Origin of the sequence: Streptomyces sp. GB4-14 (genome assembly GCF_022696125.1) — a bacterium.
GTDB classification, from domain to species: Bacteria; Actinomycetota; Actinomycetes; order Streptomycetales; family Streptomycetaceae; genus Streptomyces; species Streptomyces werraensis.
On the sequence record NZ_RZHO01000002.1, the window covers coordinates 1,275,363 to 1,298,822 of the forward strand.

17 protein-coding genes are annotated in these 23,460 nt (G+C 71.8%); 5 read left to right on the top strand and 12 right to left on the bottom strand.

Going from position 1 to position 23,460, the window contains the following annotated elements:
• Positions 1 to 28 precede the first annotated feature (28 nt).
• The 3 genes from ELQ39_RS06950 to ELQ39_RS06960 form a co-directional block, all read right to left on the bottom strand.
• Positions 29 to 2,590: a polynucleotide kinase-phosphatase gene (locus ELQ39_RS06950; protein WP_242591388.1), complete on the bottom strand. Its 2,562-nt coding sequence runs from the start codon at positions 2,588 to 2,590 to the stop codon at positions 29 to 31.
• A complete protein-coding gene (locus ELQ39_RS06955) occupies positions 2,587 to 4,050 on the bottom strand; it encodes a 3' terminal RNA ribose 2'-O-methyltransferase Hen1 (RefSeq protein WP_242591389.1) in 1,464 nt (487 codons plus the stop codon). Before ELQ39_RS06955 ends, ELQ39_RS06950 begins: the two co-directional genes overlap by 4 nt.
• Positions 4,051 to 4,207: 157 nt before the next feature.
• Positions 4,208 to 5,131 carry an LLM class F420-dependent oxidoreductase gene (locus tag ELQ39_RS06960; protein WP_242591390.1) on the bottom strand — a complete coding sequence of 308 codons (924 nt, stop codon included), beginning with the start codon at positions 5,129 to 5,131 and terminating at the stop codon, positions 4,208 to 4,210.
• Between the two features lie 211 nt (positions 5,132 to 5,342).
• Between ELQ39_RS06960 and ELQ39_RS06965 the strand changes: the two genes are divergently transcribed.
• Entirely contained in the window at positions 5,343 to 5,591 is a 249-nt protein-coding gene (locus tag ELQ39_RS06965) for a hypothetical protein (RefSeq protein WP_242591391.1), read from the top strand.
• A 282-nt stretch (positions 5,592 to 5,873) separates the two neighbouring features.
• Here ELQ39_RS06965 and ELQ39_RS06970 read toward each other — a convergent pair whose 3' ends face one another.
• From ELQ39_RS06970 to ELQ39_RS06985, 4 genes are all read right to left on the bottom strand, one after another.
• Positions 5,874 to 6,344, bottom strand: coding sequence for a DUF6099 family protein (locus ELQ39_RS06970; RefSeq protein ID WP_242591392.1), 471 nt, complete (start codon positions 6,342 to 6,344; stop codon positions 5,874 to 5,876).
• Positions 6,345 to 6,524: 180 nt separating this feature from the next.
• On the bottom strand, positions 6,525 to 6,905 hold the full coding sequence (locus ELQ39_RS06975) for a nucleotide pyrophosphohydrolase (protein ID WP_242591393.1): 381 nt from the start codon (positions 6,903 to 6,905) through the stop codon (positions 6,525 to 6,527).
• Positions 6,898 to 8,115, bottom strand: a complete 1,218-nt coding sequence (locus ELQ39_RS06980; RefSeq protein ID WP_242591394.1) for an ATP-binding protein — start codon at positions 8,113 to 8,115, stop codon at positions 6,898 to 6,900. The genes ELQ39_RS06975 and ELQ39_RS06980 overlap by 8 nt, the downstream gene beginning before the upstream one ends.
• Before the next feature lie 146 nt (positions 8,116 to 8,261).
• The gene (locus ELQ39_RS06985) at positions 8,262 to 8,657 is read right to left on the bottom strand and encodes a cell division protein SepF (protein ID WP_190001165.1); all 396 of its coding nucleotides are present in this window, start codon (positions 8,655 to 8,657) and stop codon (positions 8,262 to 8,264) included.
• A 158-nt stretch (positions 8,658 to 8,815) separates the two neighbouring features.
• Here ELQ39_RS06985 and ELQ39_RS06990 point away from each other — a divergent pair, with 158 nt between their 5' ends.
• On the top strand, positions 8,816 to 9,409 hold the full coding sequence (locus ELQ39_RS06990; RefSeq protein WP_190001164.1) for a YdeI/OmpD-associated family protein: 594 nt from the start codon (positions 8,816 to 8,818) through the stop codon (positions 9,407 to 9,409).
• Between the two features lie 151 nt (positions 9,410 to 9,560).
• Here the strand turns inward: ELQ39_RS06990 and ELQ39_RS06995 are convergent, their stop codons facing one another.
• The 4 genes from ELQ39_RS06995 to ELQ39_RS07010 form a co-directional block, all read right to left on the bottom strand.
• Positions 9,561 to 11,051 (bottom strand): glycoside hydrolase family 3 protein, encoded by a 1,491-nt coding sequence (locus ELQ39_RS06995; protein ID WP_242591395.1) that lies wholly within the window; start codon positions 11,049 to 11,051, stop codon positions 9,561 to 9,563.
• 9 nt (positions 11,052 to 11,060) lie between these two features.
• Positions 11,061 to 11,894 carry a carbohydrate ABC transporter permease gene (locus ELQ39_RS07000; RefSeq protein ID WP_190001162.1) on the bottom strand — a complete coding sequence of 278 codons (834 nt, stop codon included), beginning with the start codon at positions 11,892 to 11,894 and terminating at the stop codon, positions 11,061 to 11,063.
• Positions 11,891 to 12,877: a carbohydrate ABC transporter permease gene (locus ELQ39_RS07005; RefSeq protein WP_190001161.1), complete on the bottom strand. Its 987-nt coding sequence runs from the start codon at positions 12,875 to 12,877 to the stop codon at positions 11,891 to 11,893. The genes ELQ39_RS07000 and ELQ39_RS07005 overlap by 4 nt, the downstream gene beginning before the upstream one ends.
• An 88-nt stretch (positions 12,878 to 12,965) precedes the next feature.
• Positions 12,966 to 14,246: an extracellular solute-binding protein gene (locus ELQ39_RS07010; protein WP_225640322.1), complete on the bottom strand. Its 1,281-nt coding sequence runs from the start codon at positions 14,244 to 14,246 to the stop codon at positions 12,966 to 12,968.
• Between the two features lie 373 nt (positions 14,247 to 14,619).
• On the opposite strand from ELQ39_RS07010, the gene ELQ39_RS07015 reads away from it, so the two are divergent.
• Positions 14,620 to 15,384, top strand: coding sequence for a GntR family transcriptional regulator (locus tag ELQ39_RS07015; protein ID WP_225640323.1), 765 nt, complete (start codon positions 14,620 to 14,622; stop codon positions 15,382 to 15,384).
• Here ELQ39_RS07015 and ELQ39_RS07020 read toward each other — a convergent pair.
• Entirely contained in the window at positions 15,353 to 16,522 is a 1,170-nt protein-coding gene (locus ELQ39_RS07020; protein WP_242591396.1) for a DUF6183 family protein, read from the bottom strand. The genes ELQ39_RS07015 and ELQ39_RS07020 overlap by 32 nt on opposite strands.
• A gap of 132 nt (positions 16,523 to 16,654) precedes the next feature.
• On the opposite strand from ELQ39_RS07020, the gene ELQ39_RS07025 reads away from it, so the two are divergent.
• A complete protein-coding gene (locus ELQ39_RS07025) occupies positions 16,655 to 21,133 on the top strand; it encodes a DUF6531 domain-containing protein (protein WP_242591397.1) in 4,479 nt (1,492 codons plus the stop codon).
• Between the two features lie 819 nt (positions 21,134 to 21,952).
• Positions 21,953 to 23,431, top strand: a complete 1,479-nt coding sequence (locus ELQ39_RS07030) for a sugar transferase (RefSeq protein ID WP_242591398.1) — start codon at positions 21,953 to 21,955, stop codon at positions 23,429 to 23,431.
• Positions 23,432 to 23,460: the final 29 nt, after the last annotated feature.

Here is a 23,460-nt window from a genome sequence, read left to right on the forward strand (position 1 = left end):
GGTACGGGTCCTCCGCGCCCCGCGCGCCTCACAGGCGCGGGTCGACCGGCTCCGACTCCAGGGCCAGCACCGCGAACACCGGCTCGTGGACGCGCCACAGCGGTTCCCCGTCGGCGAGGCGGTCCAGGGCCTCCAGCCCGAGGGCGTACTCGCGCAGGGCGAGGGACTGCTTGTGGCCGAGGAAGCGGGACCGCAGCCGGGCCAGGTTCTCCGGGCGGGTGTACTCGGGACCGTAGACGATCCGCAGGTACTCCCGGCCGCGGCACTTGATGCCCGGCTGCACCAGCCGTCCGGCGCCGTCGCGGGCCAGGGCGTCGACCGGTTTGACGACCATGCCCTCGCCGCCGCGTCCGGTCATCTCCAGCCACCAGTCCACGCCGGCCCGCACCGACTCGGGGTCGGCGGTGTCGACGTACAGCCGGCGGGTGGTCCGCAGCAGGCCCGTGGCGTCGTGCTCGACCATGCGGTCGATCAGGGCGAGCTGCCGGTCGTGCGGCAGTGCGGCCAGGCTGCGCCCCTGGACGGCGAGGATCTGGAACGGCGCGAGACGCACGCCCTCCAGCCCGTCGGTGGTCCAGCAGTAGCGGCGGTAGGCGTCGGTGAACCCGGCCGCCGCGCTCGCCCGCTCGCGCTGGCGGGTCAGCAGCTCACCCACGTCGACCCCGCGGGCCGCGGCGCTTTCCAGTGCCGCGAGGGCGGGCGGGAAGACCGCGCCGGCCGCGGCGCCGACCGCCGCGTACTGGGTGCGCAGCAGCCCGGACGCCTTCAGCGACCAGGGCATCAGCTCGGCGTCCAGCAGCAGCCAGTCGGTCTCGAGTTCGTCCCACAGACCGGCCTCGCCGGCCGCCGTGCGCAGCCGGCCGAGGATCTCCTCGGTGACGTCCGCGTCGTCGAAGAACGGCCGGCCGGTACGGGTGTACAGCGAGCCCGTCCCGCCCCCGGCCGCGCCGAAGCGGCCGGCCGCCACGCCCGCGTCACGGCACACCAGGGCGACCGCGCGCGAGCCCATGTGCTTCTCCTCGCACACCACCCGGGCCACGCCGTCCTGCTCGTAGCGGGCGAAGGCCTCCACCGGGTGCTCCAGGTAGCCGTCGAGCTGCGAGGTGGCCGTGGGCGCCATGGTGGGCGGGAGGTACGGCAGCAGCCGCGGGTCGAGCGCGAACCGGCTCATCACCTCCAGCGCGGCCGCCGCGTTCTCCTCCCGCACGGCCACCCGGCCCATGTGCCGGGTCTCCACGACCCGCCGGCCGTGCACGTCCGCCAGGTCCAGCGGACGCCCCTCGTGCCCGCCGGGCGCCTCGGTGCGCAGCGGCCGCACCGGCTCGTACCACACCCGCTCGGCCGGTACGTCGACCAGCTCGCGCTCCGGCCAGCGCAGCGCGGTGAGCTTGCCGCCGAACACCGCGCCGGTGTCCAGGCAGATGGTGTTGTTGAGCCAGGTCGCCTCGGGGACGGGCGTGTGCCCGTAGACGACGGCGGCCCGGCCTCGGTAGTCCTCCGCCCACGGGTAGCGCACGGGCAGCCCGAACTCGTCGGTCTCGCCGGTGGTGTCGCCGTAGAGGGCGTGGCTGCGGACCCGGCCGGAGGTGCGGCCGTGGTACTTCTCGGGCAGACCGGCGTGGCAGACAACGAGGCTGCCGCCGTCGAGGACGTAGTGGCTGACCAGTCCCTCGACGAACTCCCGCACCTCGGCGCGGAACTCCTCGCTCTCGCCCTCCATCTGCTCGACGGTCTCGGCGAGTCCGTGGGTGAGCTGGACCTTGCGGCCCTTGAGGTACCGCCCGAACTTGTTCTCGTGGTTGCCGGGCACGCACAGCGCGTTGCCCGACTTCACCATCGCCATCACTCGGCGCAGCACGCCGGGGCTGTCGGGGCCGCGGTCGACGAGGTCGCCGACGAACACGGCGGTGCGGCCCTCCGGGTGGACGCCGTCGGCGTACCCCAGCTTGCCGAGCAGCGCCTCCAGCTCGGAGGAGCAGCCGTGGACGTCGCCGATGACGTCGAACGGGCCGGTGAGGTGGGTGAGGTCGTTGAACCGCTTCTCGGTGACGACGGTGGCGTGCTCGACCTCGTCCACGCCGCGCAGCACGTGCACCTTGCGGAAGCCCTCGCGCTCCAGGTGGCGGAGGCTGCGGCGCAGTTCGCGGGTGTGGCGGCGGATGACCCGGCGGGGCATGTCGGCGCGGTCGGTGCGGGCCGCGTTGCGCTCGGCGCACACCTCCTCGGGCACGTCGAGCACGATGGCGATGGGCAGCACGTCGTGCTGCCTGGCCAGGTCGATCAGCTGTCGCCGGGCCTCCTGCTGGACGCTGGTGGCGTCGACGACGGTGCGGCGGCCGGCCGCGAGACGCTTGCCCGCGATGTAGTGCAGCACGTCGAAGGCGTCACGGGAGGCGCTCTGGTCGTTCTCGTCGTCGGCGACCAGACCCCGGCAGAAGTCGGAGGAGATGACCTCCGTCGGCTTGAAGTGACGGCGCGCGAAGGTGGACTTGCCCGAGCCGGAGGCGCCGATCAGCACGACCAGGGACAGGTCGGTGACCGGCAGGGCACGGCCGCGCGCGGCGGCGGTGGTGATGTCGGTGGTGGTCATGCGGCCTTCGCCTCCTTCGGGGTGCCGAGCCGGAACACGGCCATCTGGGTGGGCGGTCCGACCTCGGGGTCGTCCGGCCCGACGGGCAGGAACTCCACGGCGTAGCCGTGCCGTTCGGCGACGGTGCGGGCCCAGCCGCGGAACTCCTCACGGGTCCACTCGAAGCGGTGGTCGCCGTGGCGGACGTGCCCGGCCGGCAGGCTCTCCCAGCGCACGTTGTACTCGACGTTCGGGGTGGTGACGCACACCGTGCGGGGGCGGGCGGCGCCGAACACCGCATACTCCAGGGCGGGCAGCCGCGGCAGGTCGAGGTGCTCGATCACCTCGCTGAGCACGGCCGCGTCGTAGCCCTTGAGACGCTTGTCCGTGTAGGCGAGGGAGCCCTGGAGCAGCGTGACGCGGGACGCCTGCCGCTCCCCCATGCGGTCCAGTTTCAGCCGCCGGGAGGCGATGGTGAGCGCCCGCATCGACACGTCCACGCCGACGATCTCGGTGAACGCCGGGTCCTTCAGCAGCGCCTGCACCAACTGGCCCTGCCCGCAGCCGAGGTCGAGCACCCGGGCGGCGCCGGACGCGCGCAGCACGCCGAGGATCGCCTCGCGGCGCCGCACGGCCAGCGGGGTCGGCTTCTCCTCGTCCTCGGCCTCCGGCTCCACGGCGTTGTCGAGGTCCTCGACCTCGCTGTCGTCCGCCTCGGCCAGCCGCACCAGCTCCAGCCGCTCCTGCGCCTGCCGGGTCAGCGACCAGCGGTGGGAGAGGTAGCGGCGGGTGATCAGCTCCCGCTCGGGGTGTCCGGCCAGCCAGCCGTCGCCGGCGCGCAGCAGTTTGTCGACCTCGTCCGGGGAGACCCAGTAGTGCTTGGCGTCGTCCAGGACGGGGAGCAGCACGTAGAGGTGGCGCAGCGCCTCGGCGAGGGTGAGGTCCGTGGCCCGAAGGGTCAGGCGTATGTAGCGCGAGTCGCCCCAGCCGGGGAACTCGGTGTCCAGCGGCACCGGTTCGGCGCCGACCGTCCAGCCGAGCGGCTCGAAGAGGCGGCGGACCAGGTCGGCGCCGCCGCGCGCGGGCAGCGCGGGCACCTCGATACGCAGCGGCCGCGGGGTGTCGGGCAGCTCGGGGCGGGCCTTGCACACGCCGCGCATGGCGCTGGAGAAGACCGAGCCGAGGGCGACCGCGAGCAGGGAAGAAGCCGCGTAGGGGCGGTCGTTGACGTACTGCGCGAGGGCGGCGTCGGGTGCGCCGCCACGGCCCTTGCCCTTGCCGCGCCGGACCAGTGCCACCGCGTCCACCTCCAGCAGCAGCGCCGCCGTGCAGCGTTCGGCGTCCGCCTCGGGGTAGAGGACGTGCGCCGTGCCGTACGACGTGGAGAACGCCTGCGCCTTCTCGGGATGCTTGTGCAGCAGATGACCGAGGTCGGTCGCCGGGCGCTGCGCGGAGCCGGTGGTACTGATCGTCAGGAACACGGAATCACACCTCGAGACACCTTCTGAGCTGGGGTTACACACCGGGATTCCGGTGTCGGCCCAACGTACAGGGAAGGCGTCGCGGGGGTCCGCGTATTTTTCGCGCATATGCGGTGCGGGGCCGCCCCGGAGAGGACGGCCCCGCTCGATGCTCCGGTCAGGACAGCTGGGACTGGACCTGGGAGGAGATGAGCTCCAGGTGGTCCAGGTCGGACAGGTCGAGCACCTGGAGGTAGACGCGCTGGGAGCCGGCCTCGGCGTAGCGGCCGATCTTGTCGACCACCTCGGCCGGGGAGCCCGCCAGACCGTTCGCCTTCAGCTCGTCGACCTCGCGGCCGATCGCGGCGGCGCGGCGCGCCACCTCCTGGTCGTCGCGGCCGACGCAGACGACGAGGGCGTTGGAGTAGACGAGGTCGCCGGGGTCGCGGCCGGCCTCACGGGCGGCGTCGCGGACCCGCTGGAACTGGGCCGCGGAGTCTTCGACGGACGCGAAGGGGATGTTGAACTCGTCGGCGAACCGGGCCGCGAGGCGCGGGGTCCGCTTGGCGCCGTGGCCGCCGATCAGCACGGGCACCTTGGACTGGGCCGGCTTGGGCAGCGCGGGCGACTTGGTGAGGTCGTAGTAGGTGCCGTGGAAGTCGAAGGTCTTGCCGACCTCGGTGGCCCACAGGCCGGTGACGACCTCCAGCTGCTCCTCGAGGCGGGCGAACTTCTCCTTGGGGAAGGGAATGCCGTACGCCTTGTGCTCCTCCTCGAACCAGCCCGCGCCCAGGCCGAGTTCGACGCGGCCGCCGGACATCTGGTCGACCTGCGCGACCTGGATGGCGAGCACGCCGGGCAGGCGGAAGGTGCCGGCCGTCATCAGCGTGCCGAGGCGGATCCGCCGGGTCTCGCGGGCGAGTCCGGCGAGGGTGATCCAGGCGTCGGTGGGGCCGGGCAGGCCGTCCCCGGAGCCCATGCTCAGGTAGTGGTCCGAACGGAAGAAGGCGTCGAAGCCGAGGTCCTCGGTGGCCTTGGCGACGGTGAGCAGAGTGTCGTAGGTGGCCCCCTGCTGGGGCTCGGTGAAGATGCGGAGATCCATGCCTCTTATCCTGCACGTTCCCCGGGGTGGGGGCGCGCGAGGGCCCTCGGCGTGCCTCGCCGCACGCCGGTGGTACGGCCGGTCGTGACCGGGGGTGGGGAAGATCGTTGGCTCGTTCGGAGCCGGAGCGTCCGGCGCCCGCGCCGGCCCTGTGACGCCGGGGCGTCACCGTGTCGGCCCCCGGGCGGGGCCATGGGCCGAGGGGGCCGTCATGTCGGAGGAGCAGAGCAGTGTGCCGCAGCGGGGCGGGGCGGCAGGAGGGCCGCAGGGGGGTCTGCTGGCGCAGATGGACCTGCTGATGGCGGCCCTGAACGCGGACCTGTCCGCGCTGGACGCGGAACTCCAGGGGTCCGGCGGACGGGGTGAGACGCCGACGGCGTCGGGAGCGCCTGGCGGGGTGCGCGCGGCGGAGGTCCGGGCGTCCGCCGCGGGGGGCTCGAAGGACGGCCCGCGCGACTGAGCCCGGGAGTCCGGGACGGCCCGCGCGGCTGAGGCGCGAGTGCGGCACAGACCGGGGCGTCCGCCGCGAAGGGCCCGAGGGCGGCCCGCGCTCCTGAGGCGGGGCGGTCGCGGTGCCGGCCGTGATGGCCGGTTCGGACCGGTCCCCACCGCCGCAGCCTCCTCGCCCGGCGTCCGGGACGGCCCGCGCGCCCGGGTGCCTGAGGCGGTCTCCGTGCCCTCGATCCGCCGATCCGCCGATCCGCCGATCGGAGCAACGGCCGGTGCGCGGGGGGCGGGGCGGTCAGACCGCCTCCCGCCGGGGTGACGCGGCCTCCCGGTCCGCCAGTTTGCGGAGCATGTCCCGGACCCGGTCCCGGGCCTCGTCCGCCGCGTCGATGGCCTCGACACAGCTCCAGTACGTCGCCTCGTCCTCGGCGGCGCAGGCGATGCCGACGAGGGCGATGCCGACGTCACCGAGCAGACCGCCCAGGTGCATCAGGCACGCGCGGGTGTCGCCCAGCTCGGTGAGCCGGGCCGCGCGCGGCTCACCGGAATCGAGCGGCGGCCGGTCGAGGACGCAGATGCCACGGCCGGCCAGATCGGAAAGCACTGTCGCCTCCTCGCGTAGGTGGGGCGGGCCCAGCAGGGTCAGGCGGCTCCCTATCGCCTGGGCCAGGGCCTGCGCCTGCCACACCTCGGCCAGCAGATCCGGAACCCCGCCGCCGGCGGCCAGGGCCCTCCTGCTCGTCACGATGAGCCGCACAGCGTCCATGCGCTGCCCCCGTCTGTCCGACGCGCTGCCCACGCGTCCGCATCCGTTGAACTCCCTTGTTCACTACCCAGAGTGAAGCTCTGTGAGACAAAAGACCAGAGGAAGTCCGAAATCTGTGGACAGCCCTTGGTGCCGCGTCGCGCATTCGACTACGGAGCGTAAGAACGGAAGGGATGGCTCCTAGGCGTGGGGCGGAGCGTCGGACCGCTCCGGGCCCGGTACCGGGAACCTGTGCTCGTTCCGGTCGATCTTCCGCGCCAGCGCGGCCAGCGGGTCGACGCCGAGGACCTCGCAGAACTGGAGGAGGTAGGCGAGCACGTCGGCCACCTCGTCGGTGACGCGGTGCGCGGTGTCCGGGTCGTCCATCACGCGGGTGGACTCCTCCGGTGTCAACCACTGGAAGATTTCCTGAAGTTCGGCGGCCTCCACACCGAGCGCGGCGACGAGGTTCTTGGGCGTGTGGTACGGCTGCCAGTTCCGCGCGGCCGCGAAGTCGGCGAGGCGGCGCTGGAGCGCGGGCAGGTCGGCGGGCCGGGACGCGTCGTCGTGCGGGTCAGTCACGCCTCAGGTGTACCACGGTCGCTCCGGGCACCCCGGCGGCCCAGGTGGCGTCGCTCACCGCGCCGACCAGGCGGATGTGCCCCCGCTCGCACATCCGCGCCGCCAGCGCCAGCAGGGCCGCGCGCTGGGCCGGATCCTGCGCCCGGTCCAGGTTGTCGGCGAGGACGGTCAGGCACTGCAGAGCGGCCGGCACCTCACCGGGCACGTCGGCCTCCAGCACACCGGGACCGGTGAGCAGCACCAGCGCGAGGGCGGTGTAGCGCAGTTCGCCGTCGCCGAGCCGCCGCAGCGCGGTGCGGACGCCGTTGTCGCGCTCCAGCACGGCCCGCACCAGACGGCCTCCGGCGCACGGCTCGGAGAGCAGGTCGGCGACGGGTCCGGCGCAGCCGACGCGCACCGCGTCCACCAGCAGCGCGTGGCGGCGGGTGCACTCGGAGCGGGTGCGCCACAGCACGTCGGCGAGGTTCTCGCAGCCCGGGAGCAGCCGGCCGCTGCCCGCCGGCACGGGGGCCCGCATCCGCTCGGGGCGGGGGTCGCAGGGGAAGACGGAGCGCAGCGCCACCAGCATCTGCTCGGCCGCGGCCAGCACGCGGAGCTGTCCTTCGGTCGTGCCGGCCACGCGCAGCGGCAGCAGCGCGGTGCCGAGACGGTCGTCGGGGAGAGGCGCGCGGGTGACGGCGGTGGCGCCCGCCGTGTGCCAGGCGGCCTGCACGGTGCGCCGGCGCGGGTCGCGCAGCGCGGTCTCCAGCAGGACCAGGCCGTCGGCGGACAGCCTTTCGCCCACGATGCGCAGTTCGGGTTCCGCCTGGACGGCGACCTCCAGGCGGACCGGGCCCTCGGGGCCGTCGGCGGTGCAGCCGATCCGGAAGCCGCGGCGGCGCTGCGCGTCGGGCCGGGCCCGCTCCGGGACGCAGGCCGACGGGTCCGGGAACACCTCGCCCAGTTCGGCACCGCCGCCGAGCCGGGCCAATGCCTCGTACGCGCGCAGCGCGACGGTCTTGCCCGTGCCGCTGGGGCCGGCGAGCAGGGTCAGGTCGCCCAGCCGGAACGTGGTGCCGCGGTGCCCGCCGAAGGCGGAGAGCAGCAGCTCGGTGACCCGGGGCAGCGCGGGGCGCCGGGCCCGCCCGGCATCCGTGGGAGCGTGCGTGGGGGGCGCGGCGGGCGGCGGGGGCGTCGTCGCGACCGGCTGGAGCGGGGGCGGCGGGGTCATGCGCCGGACGCTAAACGCTTCCGCTGCCGCCGAACCGTTCCCTCGGGGGCGGTTCCTACGAACGGACGGCGTGACCCCGTGCCGTCATCCCACGCCCGAGCGCCGTACGCGCCCCTCGGGTCCGTGCGCGCGGGGCGCGTGAACCGTCACGCGCCCGGCGCCCCTACGCCCTCCATCAGGCCTGTGACCTCCATGCCCTCCGGCGTCAGCAGGAAGACGTTGCGGTCCACGCGGTGCATTCCGCTGGCGAGGCCGAAGACGACACCCGTGCTGAAGTCGAGGACGCGCTTGGCGACGTCCGGTTCCGCGCCCGTCAGATCGAGGAGGACGGGTATGCCGGACATCAGGGTCTCGGCGACCTCGCGGGCGTCCGCGAAGACGTTCACACGCAGGACGACGAAGCGGCGCCGCGCCTCCGTCCTGGCCTCCGGCCCGACGCGGTGGCCGACCGAGGACGGCCATGCGTCGCGGCCCCGCAGCGGCACGACCTGGGCGAGCCCCTCCCACTGTTCGTCGGTGACATCGTGGCTGCTCACCGGCATGCTCCGTCCCCTGTCGCGCTGGCTGTCTGCATCGGCCAATTCTTACCCATGGTCACCCGTTCGGCCCAATAACGACACGCTCCGCCATCGTTCCGCCCGCAACACCCGGGTACCCGGCGGCTGTTGACCTTGGTCGCCGGCACCGCTTGCATGTGCGCATGGCTGGTGAGACGGGCGGTACGACAGGGCCGGTGCTGGGTTTCGAGACCCAGGAGGACTTCGAGGCGTGGCTGGAGGAGCACCAGGGGGACCCCGAGGGACTGTGGCTGAAGATTCCGCGGAAGGGATCTGGTCTGAAGGGCGTCGACTACGCCACCGCGCTGGAGTCCGCACTGTGCTTCGGGTGGATCGACGGTCAGAAGAGGAGTCTGGACGAGACGCATTGGGTCCAGCGGTTCACGCCGCGGCGTGCGCGGAGTCGGTGGTCCGCGGTCAATCGGCAGAAGGCGGTCGAGCTGATCGAGCAGGGGCGTATGCGGGCGGCGGGACTGCGCGAGGTGGAGAGGGCCAAGGCCGACGGGCGGTGGGAGGCGGCGTACGCGAGTCAGCGGGCGGCCACCGTGCCCGACGATCTGCGGGCGGCGTTGGACGCCGCGCCTGCTCAGGCGCGGGAGTTCTTCGACTCGCTGGACAGCCGGAACCGGTATGCGATTCTGCACCGGATCGAGGAGGCGAAGCGGGCGGGGACGCGGGCGGCGCGGATCGAGAAGTTCGTGGCCATGCTGACGGCGGGCGAGAAGCTGTACCCGTGAAGGGCGGGGGGTGTTCGCCCCCTCCGCCCCTTCCCGTCCCGACCCGGGGCTCCGCCCCGGACCCCGCTCCTCCCAGCCCGTCCGGCGTTCGAGGACGAGGACCCGCCAGGGCCGATCAAGGGGCGTCAGGGGGCGCAGCCCCAAGGGTGGGTCAGCCCGCCAGGACCGCCTCCGCCGCGGCCACGCCGCACACCCTCGCCGCCCCGTGCGTGGCGATGTGCACCGCACCGCGCGGCGCGGACTGGGGCACGCCCATCTCCACGACCACCGTGTCCGGGCCCGCCGAGATCAGCGTGTCCAGGGCCGCCCCCATCCACGGGTGCCGGTGTTCGTCACGGACCACGGCGACGACCCGTCGGCCGCCGGCCGCGCGCAGCGCCTCCGTGCCGGCGTCGGGGCCGGTGAAGTGGCCGGTGGCGGTGCCCGGGAGAAGCCGTTCCAGCTCCGTGCCGACACCCCACGGCGTCTCGTCGCCGACGGCGATGTTGGGGGCGGGGCTGAACGTGGCGACGTACACGGGGTCCGTGACCGGCGCGGGACCGGCCGCGCGGGTGACGGTGACCGCGCGGCGGGCGGCGGTCAGGCCGATCTCCGGCGCTGGGTCGCCGGCGGCGGCGGGCGGGTGTCGCATGCCGGTCGTCCACGCGGCGAGGGACCTCACCCGGGCGGCCGCGTCGGCGAGCCGCTCCTCGGGCAGTTCGCCGGAGCGCACGGCGGTGACGAGGGCGTCCTGGAGCCGCAGCACCGTGTCCTCGTCGGCCAGTCCCCCGCCCACGCAGATCGCGTCGGCGCCGGCCGCGATGGCCAGCACGACCCCGTGTTCGAGGCCGTAGGTGCCGGCGACGGCGCCCATCTCCATGCCGTCGGTGACGATGAGGCCGTCGTAGCCGAGCTCTTCGCGCAGCAGGCCGGTGAGGATGCGCGGGGAGAGCGTGGCGGGGCGGTCCGGGTCGAGCACGGGCACCCGGATGTGGGCGGTCATGACGGCGCGGGTGCCGGCCTCGATGGCGGCACGGAACGGACGGAGTTCCCGCTCGTGCAGCGTGGTGGCGTCCAGGTCGATCTGCGGGAGCGCGTGGTGGGAGTCGACGCTGGTGTCGCCGTGGCCGGGGAAGTGCTTGGTGCAGGCGGCGACGCCGTTGGACTGCAGGCCCTCGACGTAGGCGGCGGTGTGCCGGGCGACCAGGGCGGGGTCGCGGCCGAAGGAGCGTACGCCGATCACCGGGTTGTCGGGGTTGGCGTTGACGTCGGCCGAGGGCGCCCAGTTGAGGTTGACGCCGCAGGCGGCGAGCCGGCGGCCCAGTTCGCGGGCCACCCGCCGGGTCAGGGCGGGGTCGTCGACGGCGCCGAGGGCGTGGTTGCCGGGGAAGGAGGAGCCGGTGCGGACCTCGAGGCGGGTGACGTCGCCGGCCTCCTCGTCGATGGCCACCAGCAGGTCGTCCCGTTCGGCCCGCAGCTGGGCGGTGAGGGCGGTGACCTGCTCGGGGTCGGCGACGTTACGGCCGAACAGGGCAACGGAGACCAGGCCCTCGGCCAGCCTGCGCCGCACCCAGTCCGGTGCGGTGGTGCCGGTGAACCCCGGCTGCAGCACGGCGAGCGCGTCCCGGGTGAGGGTGCCGGCGCCGGTGGTGAATGTCGTCATCTGGGGGCGTTATCCCTTCACGGCGCCTGCGGTGAGGCCGCTGACGGCGCGGCGCTGCAGGAAGACGAAGAGGATCAGGATCGGCACGGCGAACAGCGAGGAGGCGGCCATGGTCGCACCCCAGTCGTCGCCGAACTGGGTCTGGAAGCTGGACAGCCACAGCGGCAGGGTCTGCGCGCCGCCGGACTCCTTGCTGAGCACCAGGACGAGGGGGAACTCGTTCCAGGCGGTGATGAAGCCGAACATGGACGTGGACATCAGGCCGGGCGCGAGCAGCGGCAGGATGACGCGGCGGAACGCCTGGGCGCGGGTGCAGCCGTCCACCATCGCGGACTCCTCCAGCTCCTTCGGCACGGCGGCGACGAAGCCGCGCAGCGTCAGGATGGTGAAGGGCAGGATCATCATCATGTAGAACGCGGTCAGCGGCACCAGGCTGTTCAGCATGGAGGCGTCGCGCACGATCATGTAGATCGCGATGACCATGACCTCCCACGGCGCCATCTGGGCCAGCATGAAGGCGATGACGAAGCCGCGCCGCCCCTTGAACCGCATGCGGGCCAGGGCGAACGAGCCGGCCAGCGCGATGATCAGGGAGAAGAGGACGGCCAGGCAGGTGACGGTGAGCGAGTTGCGGAGATACGTCCAGAAGTGCTCGGCGTCCGTCGCGGTCCCGAAGTGCTCGAACGTGATGTCCGTGGGGAACCAGACCGGGTCCTCCGCGATGATGTCGCCGGTCGGCTTCAGCGCCGTGGCGAACATCCAGTACACGGGGAAGACGCAGCCAGCGAAGACGACGAGGGCGGTGGCGTTGGGCCAGACACGGCCGAAGAGCGAGCGCTTCACAGCTCGTCCTCCTCTTGCTTGAGCACGATCCTGAGGTAGTACGCGGTCAGGCCGAGCATGATCAGGATGGTCAGCACCGCGATCGCCGCGCCCATGCCGTAGTGCTGGTTGCCGACGCCCTCGATGTAGGCGTAGACGGGCAGGATCTCGGTGAGCCGGTCGGGGCCGCCGCCGTTGAAGGTGAAGACCTGGACGAACGCCTTGAAGATCCAGATGATCTCCAGGAACGTCGTGGCGTAGAGGAACGGCCGCAGGAACGGCAGGGTGACGGTGGTGAAGCTGCGCCAGGCGCCGGCGCCGTCGAGCGCGGCCGCCTCGTACAGCTCGCCGGGGATGGTGGTGGTCGCCGCGTAGAGGTTGATCGCGACGAACGGCACGGACATCCAGACGATGAGCAGGGTGACGACGAAGAACGTCGACATCTGGCTGCTGGTCCAGCTATGGTCGGCCATGGAGTGCCAGCCGAGCTTGTCGAGCACCCAGTTGACGACGCCGAAGCGCTGCGCGAACAGCCACTGATAGACGGTGGTGGCGGCGACCACCGGCATCGCCCAGGCCAGCACCAGGCCGATCATCAGGGTGAACCGCATCCGCTTGCCGAGGCGGGCGAGCAGCAGACCGACGAGGGCGCCCAGCAGCATGGTGAGGACGACGTTGACGGCCGTGAACAGGATGGAGCGGAGGGTGACCCGCCAGAAGTCCTCCCCGGTGAGGACCTCCTTGTAGTTGTCGATGCCGTTCCACTCGGTGACGTGCTGGATCAGCTGCGCCATGTTGAGGTTCTGGAACGACAGCAGCAGGTCCTTCAGCAGCGGCCAGCCCAGCAGCAGCACGGTGGCCGCGCAGGCGGGCAGCAGCAGGAGGTACGGGGCGAGCGCGCCGGCCCGCGACGCGGCTCTGGGTCGGGGCCCGGCGGGTGCGGGGTCGTCCGACTTGCGGACGTCCGCCGGTCCTGAGGGCGGCCGTTCGGTCTGCACGGTCATGCTCGCGATCTCTCTTCTCGGCGTGCTCAACGCGGGGCGGGGACCGTCCCGTCGGCCGGTCCCCGCTCCGGTCGGAGCGCGTGCGCTGTTACTGCTGCTGCGCCAGGCGCTTGTTGAACTCGCCCTCGACCTGCTTCGCGGCGGCGGCCGGGGACTTGCCGTTCAGAACGGCGGTCAGGTACGTCTTGATCGGGTTGGGGTCGTTCTCGACGGCGGCCCACTCGGGGATCAGCGGGGTGGTGCCGCCGACGGCGGCGGCGGGCGCCGCGGCCTCGGCGGGCGCGTTGCCCTTGAGGTTGCTCTGCAGCGACTCCTTGTTGGGGATGACGCCGTTCTCCTTGGCGAGCTGGCCCTCGAACTTGTCGGAGAGGGCGAGCTTCAGGAACTCCTTGGCGAGCTCCTGCTTCTGGCTGCCCGCGGCGACGGCGAGGTTGGAGCCGCCGAGGAAGACGCCCTCGGGCTTGTCGGCGGTGGCGCCGGGGATGGTGAAGTAGCCGATCTGCTTCTCGATGGCCGGGTTGGCCTCGACGGCGATGCCGGCCTCCCAGCCCATGCCGATGAAGGCGCCGACGTTGCCCTTGGCGAACACCTCGCCCTGCTGCGGCGTGGCCTCGTCCTTGTCCTTGGGCGCCTTGGACAGGGCCTGGAACTTCTTGTAGGTCTCGGCGGCCGCGGCGACCTTGGGGTCGTCGAGGTTGGAGACGTACTTGTCGCCGTCCTTCTTGACGAGTTCGCCGCCCTCGCCGATGACCAGGCCGACGAAGTGGTACCAGTTCTGGCCGGGCAGGTAGATCGGCTCGGCGTCGGTCTTCTCACCGATGGTCTTGAGCGCGGCGTAGAACTCGTCGCGGGTCTTGGGGGTGTCCTTGAGGCCGGCGTCGGCCCAGACCTTCTTGTTGTAGAGGACGACGCGGTTGGCGAAGTACCAGGGGGCGGCGTACTGCTTGCCCTCGTAGATGGAGGACTCGTTGAGGGACTCGGTCCAGTCGGCGCCGATCTCCTCCTTGAGGTCCCCGAGGTCGGCGAGGCCGCCGGTCTTGGCGTAGGCGGGGGTCTGGGTGTTGCCGATCTCGAAGACGTCCGGGGGGTTCTCCTCGGACAGGGCGGTGGTCAGCTTCTGCTGGATGCCGTTCCACTGCTGGACCTCGAACTTGACCTTCGCCTTGGTCTTCTTCTCGAACTCGGCGGCGAGGTCCTTCTGCCACTGGTCCGGTGAGGAGCCGTCCATGACCCAGACGGTGAGCGTCTGCCCGGCGTAGCCGTCCGCGCCGGCCTTCTTGCCGCTGTCACCGCCGTCGTCGCCCCCGCACGCAGCGACCGAGAACAACATGCCCGCGACCCCGATCGCGGCTATCAGCTTGCGCTTCACGCGCCACCCCTCCTCAGGAATGCCTTGCACACCCACGCCCTCGCGGTGACCCTGACAACGGCGCAACAGCTCGGCGGGCTGGGACCCGGCTTCCGCTAAATGGTTTAGACCAGCAAGGGGGAGCTTGGCCTAGACCTATGGTCATGTCAAGGGTTGTCCGACTCACGGCTGGGTAACGGCAACGGCCCTGGTGCGGGGTGGAGATGTCCGCCCAAAGAGGGACGGGATACAAGGTTGGACTAGACCAACGGGAGAGCGCGCCGTTATAACGGGATCGCCGAGCGTGCGGCGCCGATCCCCTGGCGGTCCGCCGACGTGCACCGCGGCCGGCCCCTGCCGTCCGCGCGCCGGACACCGCACCGGAAGGCAGGACATGAGTACGGACGTCAGCAGCGCCCAGCCCGGCACGGGGGCGCGGGGCCGCCGGGACCGCGTGCCGAAGTACTACCGCATCAAGCAGCGGCTGCTGCAGATGACGGACGAGCGCGCCCCGGGCTCCCCGATGCCGGCCGAGCGGCTGCTCGCCGTCGAGTTCGGCACGTCCCGTACGACGGTCCGCAAGGCGCTGCTGGAGCTGGTGAGCGAGGGGCGGCTGGACCGGATCCAGGGCAAGGGCACGTTCGTGGCACGTCCGAAGGTGTACCGGACGCTCCAACTCACCTCCTACACGGAGGACATGAGGGCGCAGGGACTGAACCCCGCCTCGCGGGTCCTGGACATCGGCTACGTCGCGGCCGACGAGGAGCTGGCGGCGCTGCTGGAGGTCGAGCCGGAGGACAGGGTGCTGCGCATCGAGCGGCTGCGGCTGGCGGGCGGCGAGCCGATGGCGATCGAGGCGACCCACCTCTCCGCCCGCCGCTTCCCCGGCCTGCGCCGCAACCTCACCCGTTACACCTCCCTCTACACCACGCTCGCCGAGGTGTACGGGGTGCGGCCGGCGGAGGCCGACGAAACCATCGAGACCTCCCCGGCGACCCCGCGCGAGGCGGGCCTGCTCGGCACGGACGTGGGCCTGCCGATGCTGCTGCTGTCCCGCCACTCGCGGGACGGGAACGGGACGCCGGTGGAGTGGGTCCGGTCGGTGTACCGGGGCTCCCGCTACAAGTTCACGGCCGTGCTGACCCGTCCGGCGCCGTGACATCGGTGTCGGTGGCCGCGAGGACCGCGACGCGGGTACGCGAAGGGTCGAGTACGGCGAGGCCCAGGTCGGCGGTGTCGCGGTGGAACCACGGGGTGGATGCGAGGAAGCGCACCCACCGGTGATCGGGGGTGGCCCGCACCGCGTCGAGGAACGGCACGTCGGCGGGTAGCCCCATGAGGGCGTACAGACTCTCCCACGCGAAGAGCCGCGCATACGCACCGCCCTGCCCCTGCCCACCGACCCCGCCGTAACAGGCGGCGGAGAACAACTCGTTGAGGACGTCATCGGGCGTCGTGACACAGGCGACCGCGGTCCCGTCGCCCTCCAGGCAGTCCAGGGGAAGCTGCCGGAGAAAGGCCATCCCGAGGTCACCGGGCTCGAGCGGCTCGGGCAGCGCGAAGAACCGCACCTCGGGGGTGCGGGCCCACCCGCCGGCGACGAAGGGCCGCGCGGCCGCCTGAGCCCGGGCGTCATCCGGCACACCGACAGCGTGCGGCCCGGCATCCGCACCGGCCTCACTCGGCGGCACCTCCGGAAAACGCGCCCGAAGCTGCCGCACGGTCTTGACCGACCCGAGCCCGCGCACCTTCACCATGAACCGGTGCTCGATGTCGAGCCGGGTCTCGGGCAGCCACGCCAGCGGGTGTCCGAGTGTGCGCAACCTCTCGGCGTAGGCGTCCATACGAGCCCGCCCCGTCCCGGCACCGAGCAGCGCGAGCTCACCCAGCAGACATGCCCGTGTCTCGACCTCGGAGTCATGAAGTCCGTTCGGCACCTGCCCGAACAAGGGCTCGAGGTTCCGTAGAGGCTGCACCTTGGCCAGCCTCGCGGCCACCGAGCGCCGAATCCGGTCCCCTTCCTGCCAGTCCACAGCCTCGGAGGGCAGCAGTCGGCTCACGATGTCCACGGCGTAAGCGGCGCAGCCCTGGGAGCGCGTCTCGGCGAGGGCCTCGGCGATGCGCCCGACGGTGCGCACTGCCGGGCCACCTCCGAACCCCTCACCGGACGCCTCGGCGCACAGCCGCTCAGCCGCCGCGAACAGCTCTTCCGGTCGCTGCCCGGCCAGACGCGCCAGTTCCTCCGGACTGGCCTCTTCCCATCGCCGCCGCCCGGAAGTGCCGTCACCAGGTGTCACTCGGTCATCACTCACCTCACGAGTCTACGAGGGCGGGATCAAGTAGCTTTGCTCAGGCACACGTTCCACGGGTGAAGCGTCGCAACGGGGGAGCTCATGGGTCACCGCCCACATGATTGGCATGTCCTTGATTTGGACAAGGACCCGACGCCCGGTGACCCGGAGCGGGTGCGCCGGTTGGCGAGGTTCCTGCACGACTTCGCCGACGACGTCTCCGAGGCGTTGCGTCTGGTGAAGGGGATGGCCGGTGAGGGGACGCTGGCGGAGTGGGCGGGCAAGTCGGCGAAGGTGTTCAAGGAGGAGTTCTCCGGCGTTCCCAAGAACCTGAAGAAGCTGGAGAAGTCGTACGCGATGTGCGGGGACGCGCTCGCGGACTACTGGCCGAAGCTGGAGCGGGCGCAGGCGCTGGCGGACAAGGCGCTGGTGAAGGCGCGGGAGGCGCAGGCGGATCTGACGTCGGCGAAGTCGAAGCTGGCGTCGGCGGAGTCGTGGGTGGGGCGGGCGACGAAGGAGGCCGACAAGTACAAGGACGACCCCACGGGGTCGAAGTCGGACGCGGACAAGCCCGACGAGGCGAAGGTGCGGGCCGCGACCCGGGACGTGCGGAGCGCCAAGAGCGCGCAGGAGAAGGCGCAGTCGGACGTGACGTCCGCGCAGAGCGCGCTGGACGCGGCGAAGAAGATGGCCGCGGACGCGCGGAAGATGCGCGAGGAGGCGGCGCGGGACGCGAAGTCGAAGATCGACGAGGCCTCCGACGCGGGGATCCAGAACCGGTCGTGGTGGGAGGAGATCGGCGACTGGTTCACCGACAACTGGGACAGCATCGTCGCCGCCTGCAAGATCGTGGTCGCGGTCGTCGGCATCGTCGCGATGATCATCGGCGGGCCGATCCTCGGCGCGATCGTCCTCATCGCCGCGCTCGTCGTCCTCGCCGACACGCTCCACAAATACAGCAAAGGCCAAGCGTCCCTGTGGGACGTCGGACTGGCCGCGCTGGACTGCATACCCGGCATGAAGGGACTGACCACCCTCGGGGGGCTCGCCAAAGGCATGAAGGCGCTGGGCAAGGGCGGCCTCAAAGCCATGGTGAAAGGGCTCGGACGCGGGCTGCGGAAGGGAGCGGACGACGCCGTCGGCAAGAGCAAGCCCGCCAAGGGGCGCTGCAAGAACGGCGATCCCGTCGACATGGTTTCCGGCGAGATGATCGTGGAGGAGACCGACGTCAGTCTTCCCGGGCTCCTCCCCCTCGTGCTGCGGCGAACACATCTGTCGACCTACCACTGGGGCCGGTGGTTCGGCCCCTCCTGGGCATCGACGCTCGACGAGCGTCTCGAACTGGACGAAAACGGAGCCGTCTTCGCGTCCGAGGACGGCATGATCCTCGTGTACCCCGTCCCCTCACCCGGCACTTCGGTCATGCCTCTCGAGGGACCGCGCTGGCCCCTGGACTGGGACGGGGCGCCCGGTGCCCCCCTTCGCATCACCGACCCGGCATCAGGCCGCACCCGTCACTTCGCTCCGCCGGCCACACCTGTCGCCGCGCAGGAGGCGTTCACCCTCCCGCTGGCCGCGGTCTCCGACCGCGGCGGGCGGCGCATCGACTTCGACCGGGACGCCTCCGGCGCGCCCACCGCCGTCCGCGACTCCGGCGGCCGTCATCTGCACATCGACACCGAGGACGACCGGATCGTCGCACTGCGGCTGCGCAACGAGGCGGACGGGCCCGAGGGAACGACGCTACTGCGATACGCGTACAGCACCGAGGGGCATCTCACCGAGATCTGCAACTCCAGCGGACTGCCGTTCAAGCTCACCTACGACCTCCAGGGACGCATCACGTCCTGGACCGACCGCAACGGCTCCTGGTACCGCTTCACGTACGACGACCACGACCGGTGCGTCCGGGGTGACGGCGTGGAGGGATTCCTGTCCTGCACGATCGCCTACGACCCTGATGCCCGCGAGACGCGGTATACGGATTCTCTGGGCCACACCACGACCTACCGGTACAACCAGCGCGGACAGGTGGTCGCCCAGACCGACCCGCTCGGCAACACCACGCACGCCGAATGGGACGCGTACAACCGGCTTCTCTCCCGCACGGATCCGCTGGGCCACACGTCCCGATTCAGCTACGACGAGCGCGGCAACCCCACCTCAGTGGTGCGGCCCGACGGCACGACGACGACCTGTGAGTACGACGACTTCGACCGTCCGGTGTGGATCACCCTGCCGACCGGCGGCAGGCGCGGGTACGCCTATGACGACAACGGCAACCCGACAGCGACGGTCGACGTCGACGGCGCCGTGACCACCTACGCCCACGACGCCTCCGGAGCGCTCCTCTCCGTGTCCAACGCGCTCGGCGCGACCCACCGTGTCCAGCCCGGACCGCTGGGCCTGCCCGACGCCGTAACGGCGCCGCTCGGCGGGACCAGCCGGGTCGCCCGTGACGCCTTCGGGCGCATCGTCGAATCCGTCGGCGCCACCGGCTCGACCACTCGTACCACCTGGACGGTGGAAGGGCTTCCGGCCGAGCGGGTCATGGCCGACGGCAGCAGCGAGAGCTGGTCCTACGACGGAGAAGGCAACGTCGTCCGCCACACCGGCACCGACGGACGGAGCACGACTCACACCATCACCCACTTCGACCGGGTGCGGGCCCGTACGGAGACAGACGGCTCGACGACGCGGTTCGCGTACGACACGGAGTTGCGGCTCACCTCTGTAACGAGCGCGTCGGGTGCCGTATGGATCTACGAGTACGACCCTGCGGGCCGTCTCGTGAGCGAGACCGACTTCAACGGACGCACCGTGTCCTACGCCTACGACGCGGCGGGCCGCCTGGTCCGGCGCACCAACGGCGCGGGGCAGATCACCACGTACATACGCGACGCATGCGGGCGGGTCGTGCAACGGCGTTCCGGGGAGGAGGTCGCCACCTTCGCCTACGACGCCGCCGGCCAGTTGGTAACGGCAGTCACGCCCGACACCGTCCTCACACTCACACGCGATGCGGCGGGCCGTGTCGTCGCGGAGGAGTGTGACGGGCGCACACTGCACACTGCGTACGACGTTCTCGGCAGGCGGGTGGAGCGGACGACTCCGTCAGGTGTCGTCAGTCGGTGGGAATGGGACGCGAACAACCGCCCCCTCCGGATACGACTGGCCGAGAACTCCCTGTCCTTCGGCTACGGTGCGTCGGGGCACGAGACCGAGCGACGGCTCGGCGCGGCGGCGGTACTCACCCAGGAGTGGGACGCCGGCCACCGTCTCACCGGCCAGACGGTCCTGGCAGGAGCCGCCTCCGGTTCGGACGCCCTCAATGGGGCAGTGCTGCACCGCGCCTACTCGTACGGACCTGACGGCAGCCTGACGGCCGTCGCGGACCAGACCCATGGCGTCCGCAGGTTCACCCGTGACCGCCTCGGCCGGGTCGAGGCGGTCACGGCCGACGGGTGGTCCGAGCGCTACGCCTATGACGCGGTGGGCAACGTCAGCCGCGCCGACACGCCGGAAGGCGGCCCGCAAGGGAAGCGGATCCACGACGGGACCCTCATCCGCAGGGCCGGCCACGTCACCTACGTGCACGACCCGCAGGGGCGCCTCGTCCGGCAGACACGCAAGCTGCTGTCCGGGGGGACGAGGGAATGGACCTACATGTGGGACGCCGAGGACCGGCTCACTCAGGTCGCGACCCCGGACGGTTGCCGCTGGGCGTATGTGTACGACGGTCTCGGCCGACGTGTCGCCAAGCGGCGGCTGTCCGACGACGGCCGGACCGCAGAGGAAACCGTCTTCACCTGGGACGGTTCCCACCTGGTGGAACAGAGCGATTCCGCCGACGGCTCCACCAGGAGCTGGGAGTGGGCTCCCGGCACGAACCGCGCGCTGGTACAACTGGACCAGGACGAGGTCGACCGCCGCTTCTACGCCATCGTCACCGATGTGGTGGGCACACCCACGGAACTGGTCGACGACGAAGGCCGGATCGCCTGGCGGGCACGCGCCACTCTGTGGGGCGCGCCGCTGGCCCCTACCTCGGATCCCGTCGACTGCCCTCTCCGCTTCCCGGGGCAGTACCACGACCGCGAGACAGGCCTCCACTACAACTTCCGCCGCTACTACGACCCCGCCAACGCCCGCTACATCAGTCCGGATCCGCTGGGCCTCGCCCCAGCGCCGAACCACCACGGGTACGTCCCTGACCCCCTTCGCTGGACCGATCCGTGGGGGTTGGTCAACTGCGAGAGCAGCAGGCACGGCATCACGGAGCAACGCGAGGCCCACATCGAGGGCCAGCACGGCCCGGGTGCCCAGGACCGAGTGCGGGAGAACGCCGACCCTACCGGGCCTGAGCCCTCACTGCCCGGCGAGTTCTACGAGGACTTCTTCTGGGAGGGCGACAACTTCGTCCTGGGCCGACGGCTCCGGGAGGGTGTCGACGGCACCCCGGCGATCCCCAACCCCCGCGCCCGGGCCGGCCAGGACAGTCATCTGCACCGCTTCGACTACGGCGAGCCCGTAGGCGTGAACGGCAGCGGCCGGGAGACCAGCATCGTCGAAGTCGTCATCCGCGACGGCCACATCCACACGGCGTACCCAGTCTGAGAGGGCGGTCGGGCCCTGGGCGTGGACACCGGGCTCGGCCGCCGACAGCCGTCAGGACTTCCCCGCCTGCCCTGCGGAACGGTCGCTTCAGCGGTTGGATCTCGGACATCCGTGGAACACACACGAAATCGTTCGACGGGGAGCCGTGGGTGCGATTCCGGTCCCGGGACCGGGCATCGTGAGGCGCTCGGAGCGCGGCGGGGGCGGTGAGCCCATGTGTACGTCATGTGTGCCCGGACCTCGGCCGTCGCCGGGTCGGCGGGGGCGCGGGGCGGACCGCGAGGCGGTGTCGGCGCGGGGCGTAAGTGTCATCAGGCTTTCGTACGACGGGAGTTGAGACGCCGGTGCGAGAGCTACGCGGACGGGTTCCGGACGGCGTATTCGGCCACGCCGCCTGAACACAATTTCCCCACACCCTCTCTTCTTACCGGCCGCGATGGTCTAGATTGACCCTGCTTCGGCCGTTCGGGCCCGAGGCGACCGATTGAATGATCTTTAAGTCCGGCGCCCGGGGAGGGGTTCGTCCAACGGCGCCAGGCGTGGGGGTGATCACACCGCTGAGCCCCGGGGGGGCTCGGGTGCGGGGGCACCCGAGGGACCGGCCAGGTCCGCTCGGCTCCATGGACCGGCACGGCCATGTGCCGCTGCCGCCGCGACAGGTTGTTCACGTTGTTCTTTGTCCGTTCGTAGCCGGCATGGCGGCGCGCGGGAGGCGGGGGCCTCCCGCGGCGAGGAGCAGCGCGGTTCGGGGGGTGGGGTCCCCCCGGCAGAAACGGTGTCAGGCGAACACGTCGCATCACTGGGGACCTGGGGGGTTCTGTGCGGCAAGGGGGATTGGTCAGCCCGTTCCCGTCGGAGCGGGGTCATCTGACGGACGGGGAGTTCAACCGTGGCACGGCCGACTGGGAGCACCGCTACCGCCGTACCGTGATCACGAGCGACACGGTGGCGACCGCCGTCGTCGTCGCCGGGATCGGCAACTTCTTCGGCGTCCGGGACGCCGCCGACTGGCACGAGAAGTGGGGCATCCTCGCCTTCGGCACGTGGTTACTGGTGCTCGCGGCGCTGGCGGTGAGCAGGTCCTGGGCGCCGACCGTGCTCGGCCAGGGCGCCGAGGAGTTCCGGCGGCTGGGCCGCTCGCTGTTCATGGCGACCGTCGTGCTCGCGCTCGGCGGGATCGCCCTGACCTCGCGCAACATCAAACTCTGGATCTTCGTCGCGATCCCCGCGATCGCGCTGGTCACCATGACGATGCGCTACCTGCTGCGCCTGCGGCTGCACCGGCAGCGCAAGGAGGGCCGCTGCCTGCGCCCTGTGCTGGCGGCCGGGAGCCCGGACACGGTGGGGGACCTGATCGCCCGCACCCGCAGGTACCCGCACCTGGGCTGGCGCGTGGACGCCGTGTGCACCACCGACGGCCCCGGACTCGACGGCGACCGGCTGGACGGTGTGCCCGTGGTGGGACGGCTGGCTGACGTCGCCGACCACGTCCGCCGCCACGGCTACCGCGTCGTCGCCGTCACCCCCGACCCCCACTGGTCGCCGGACCGGCTCCAGCGGCTGTCGTGGAACCTGGAGGGCTCCGACGCCGAGATGGTCGTCGCGCCGGTGCTGATGGAGGTGGCGGGGCCGCGGCTGCACGTCGACGCGGTCCTCGGCATACCGCTGCTGCGGGTCAGCATGCCGGCGTTCACCGGCGGCCGACGCGCGGTCAAGGGCGTCGTCGACCGGCTCGGCGCGCTGGTCCTGCTGCTGCTGCTCGCGCCGCTGATGGTGCTCGTCGCGGCGCTCGTGGCGACGGACAGCCGGGGCGGGGTGTTCTACCGGCAGCGCAGGGTCGGCAAGGACGGCCGCGAGTTCACCATCCTGAAGTTCCGCACGATGATCCCCGGCGCGGACCGCGCCCGCGCCGCGCTGGCCGGCCTCAACGAGGGCGCCGGACCGCTGTTCAAGATGCGCCGCGACCCGCGGGTGACCCGGATCGGGGCGGTGCTGCGCCGCTACTCGCTCGACGAGCTGCCGCAGCTGTTCAACGTGCTCACCGGGTCGATGTCGCTGGTCGGCCCGCGGCCGCCGCTGCCGGAGGAGTGCGCCGCCTACGGCCCGGACATCCGGCGCCGGCTGAAGGTGAAGCCGGGGCTCACCGGGCTGTGGCAGATCAGCGGACGCAGCGACCTGTCGTGGGAGGAGGCGGTCCGGCTGGACCTGCGGTACGTGGAGGACTGGTCCCTCGCCCTGGACACGGTGATCTTGTGGAAGACGCTGCGCGCCGTGGTGCAGGGACAGGGGGCGTACTGATGCGCGGCGGCCGTGGGGCGGCCGAGGTG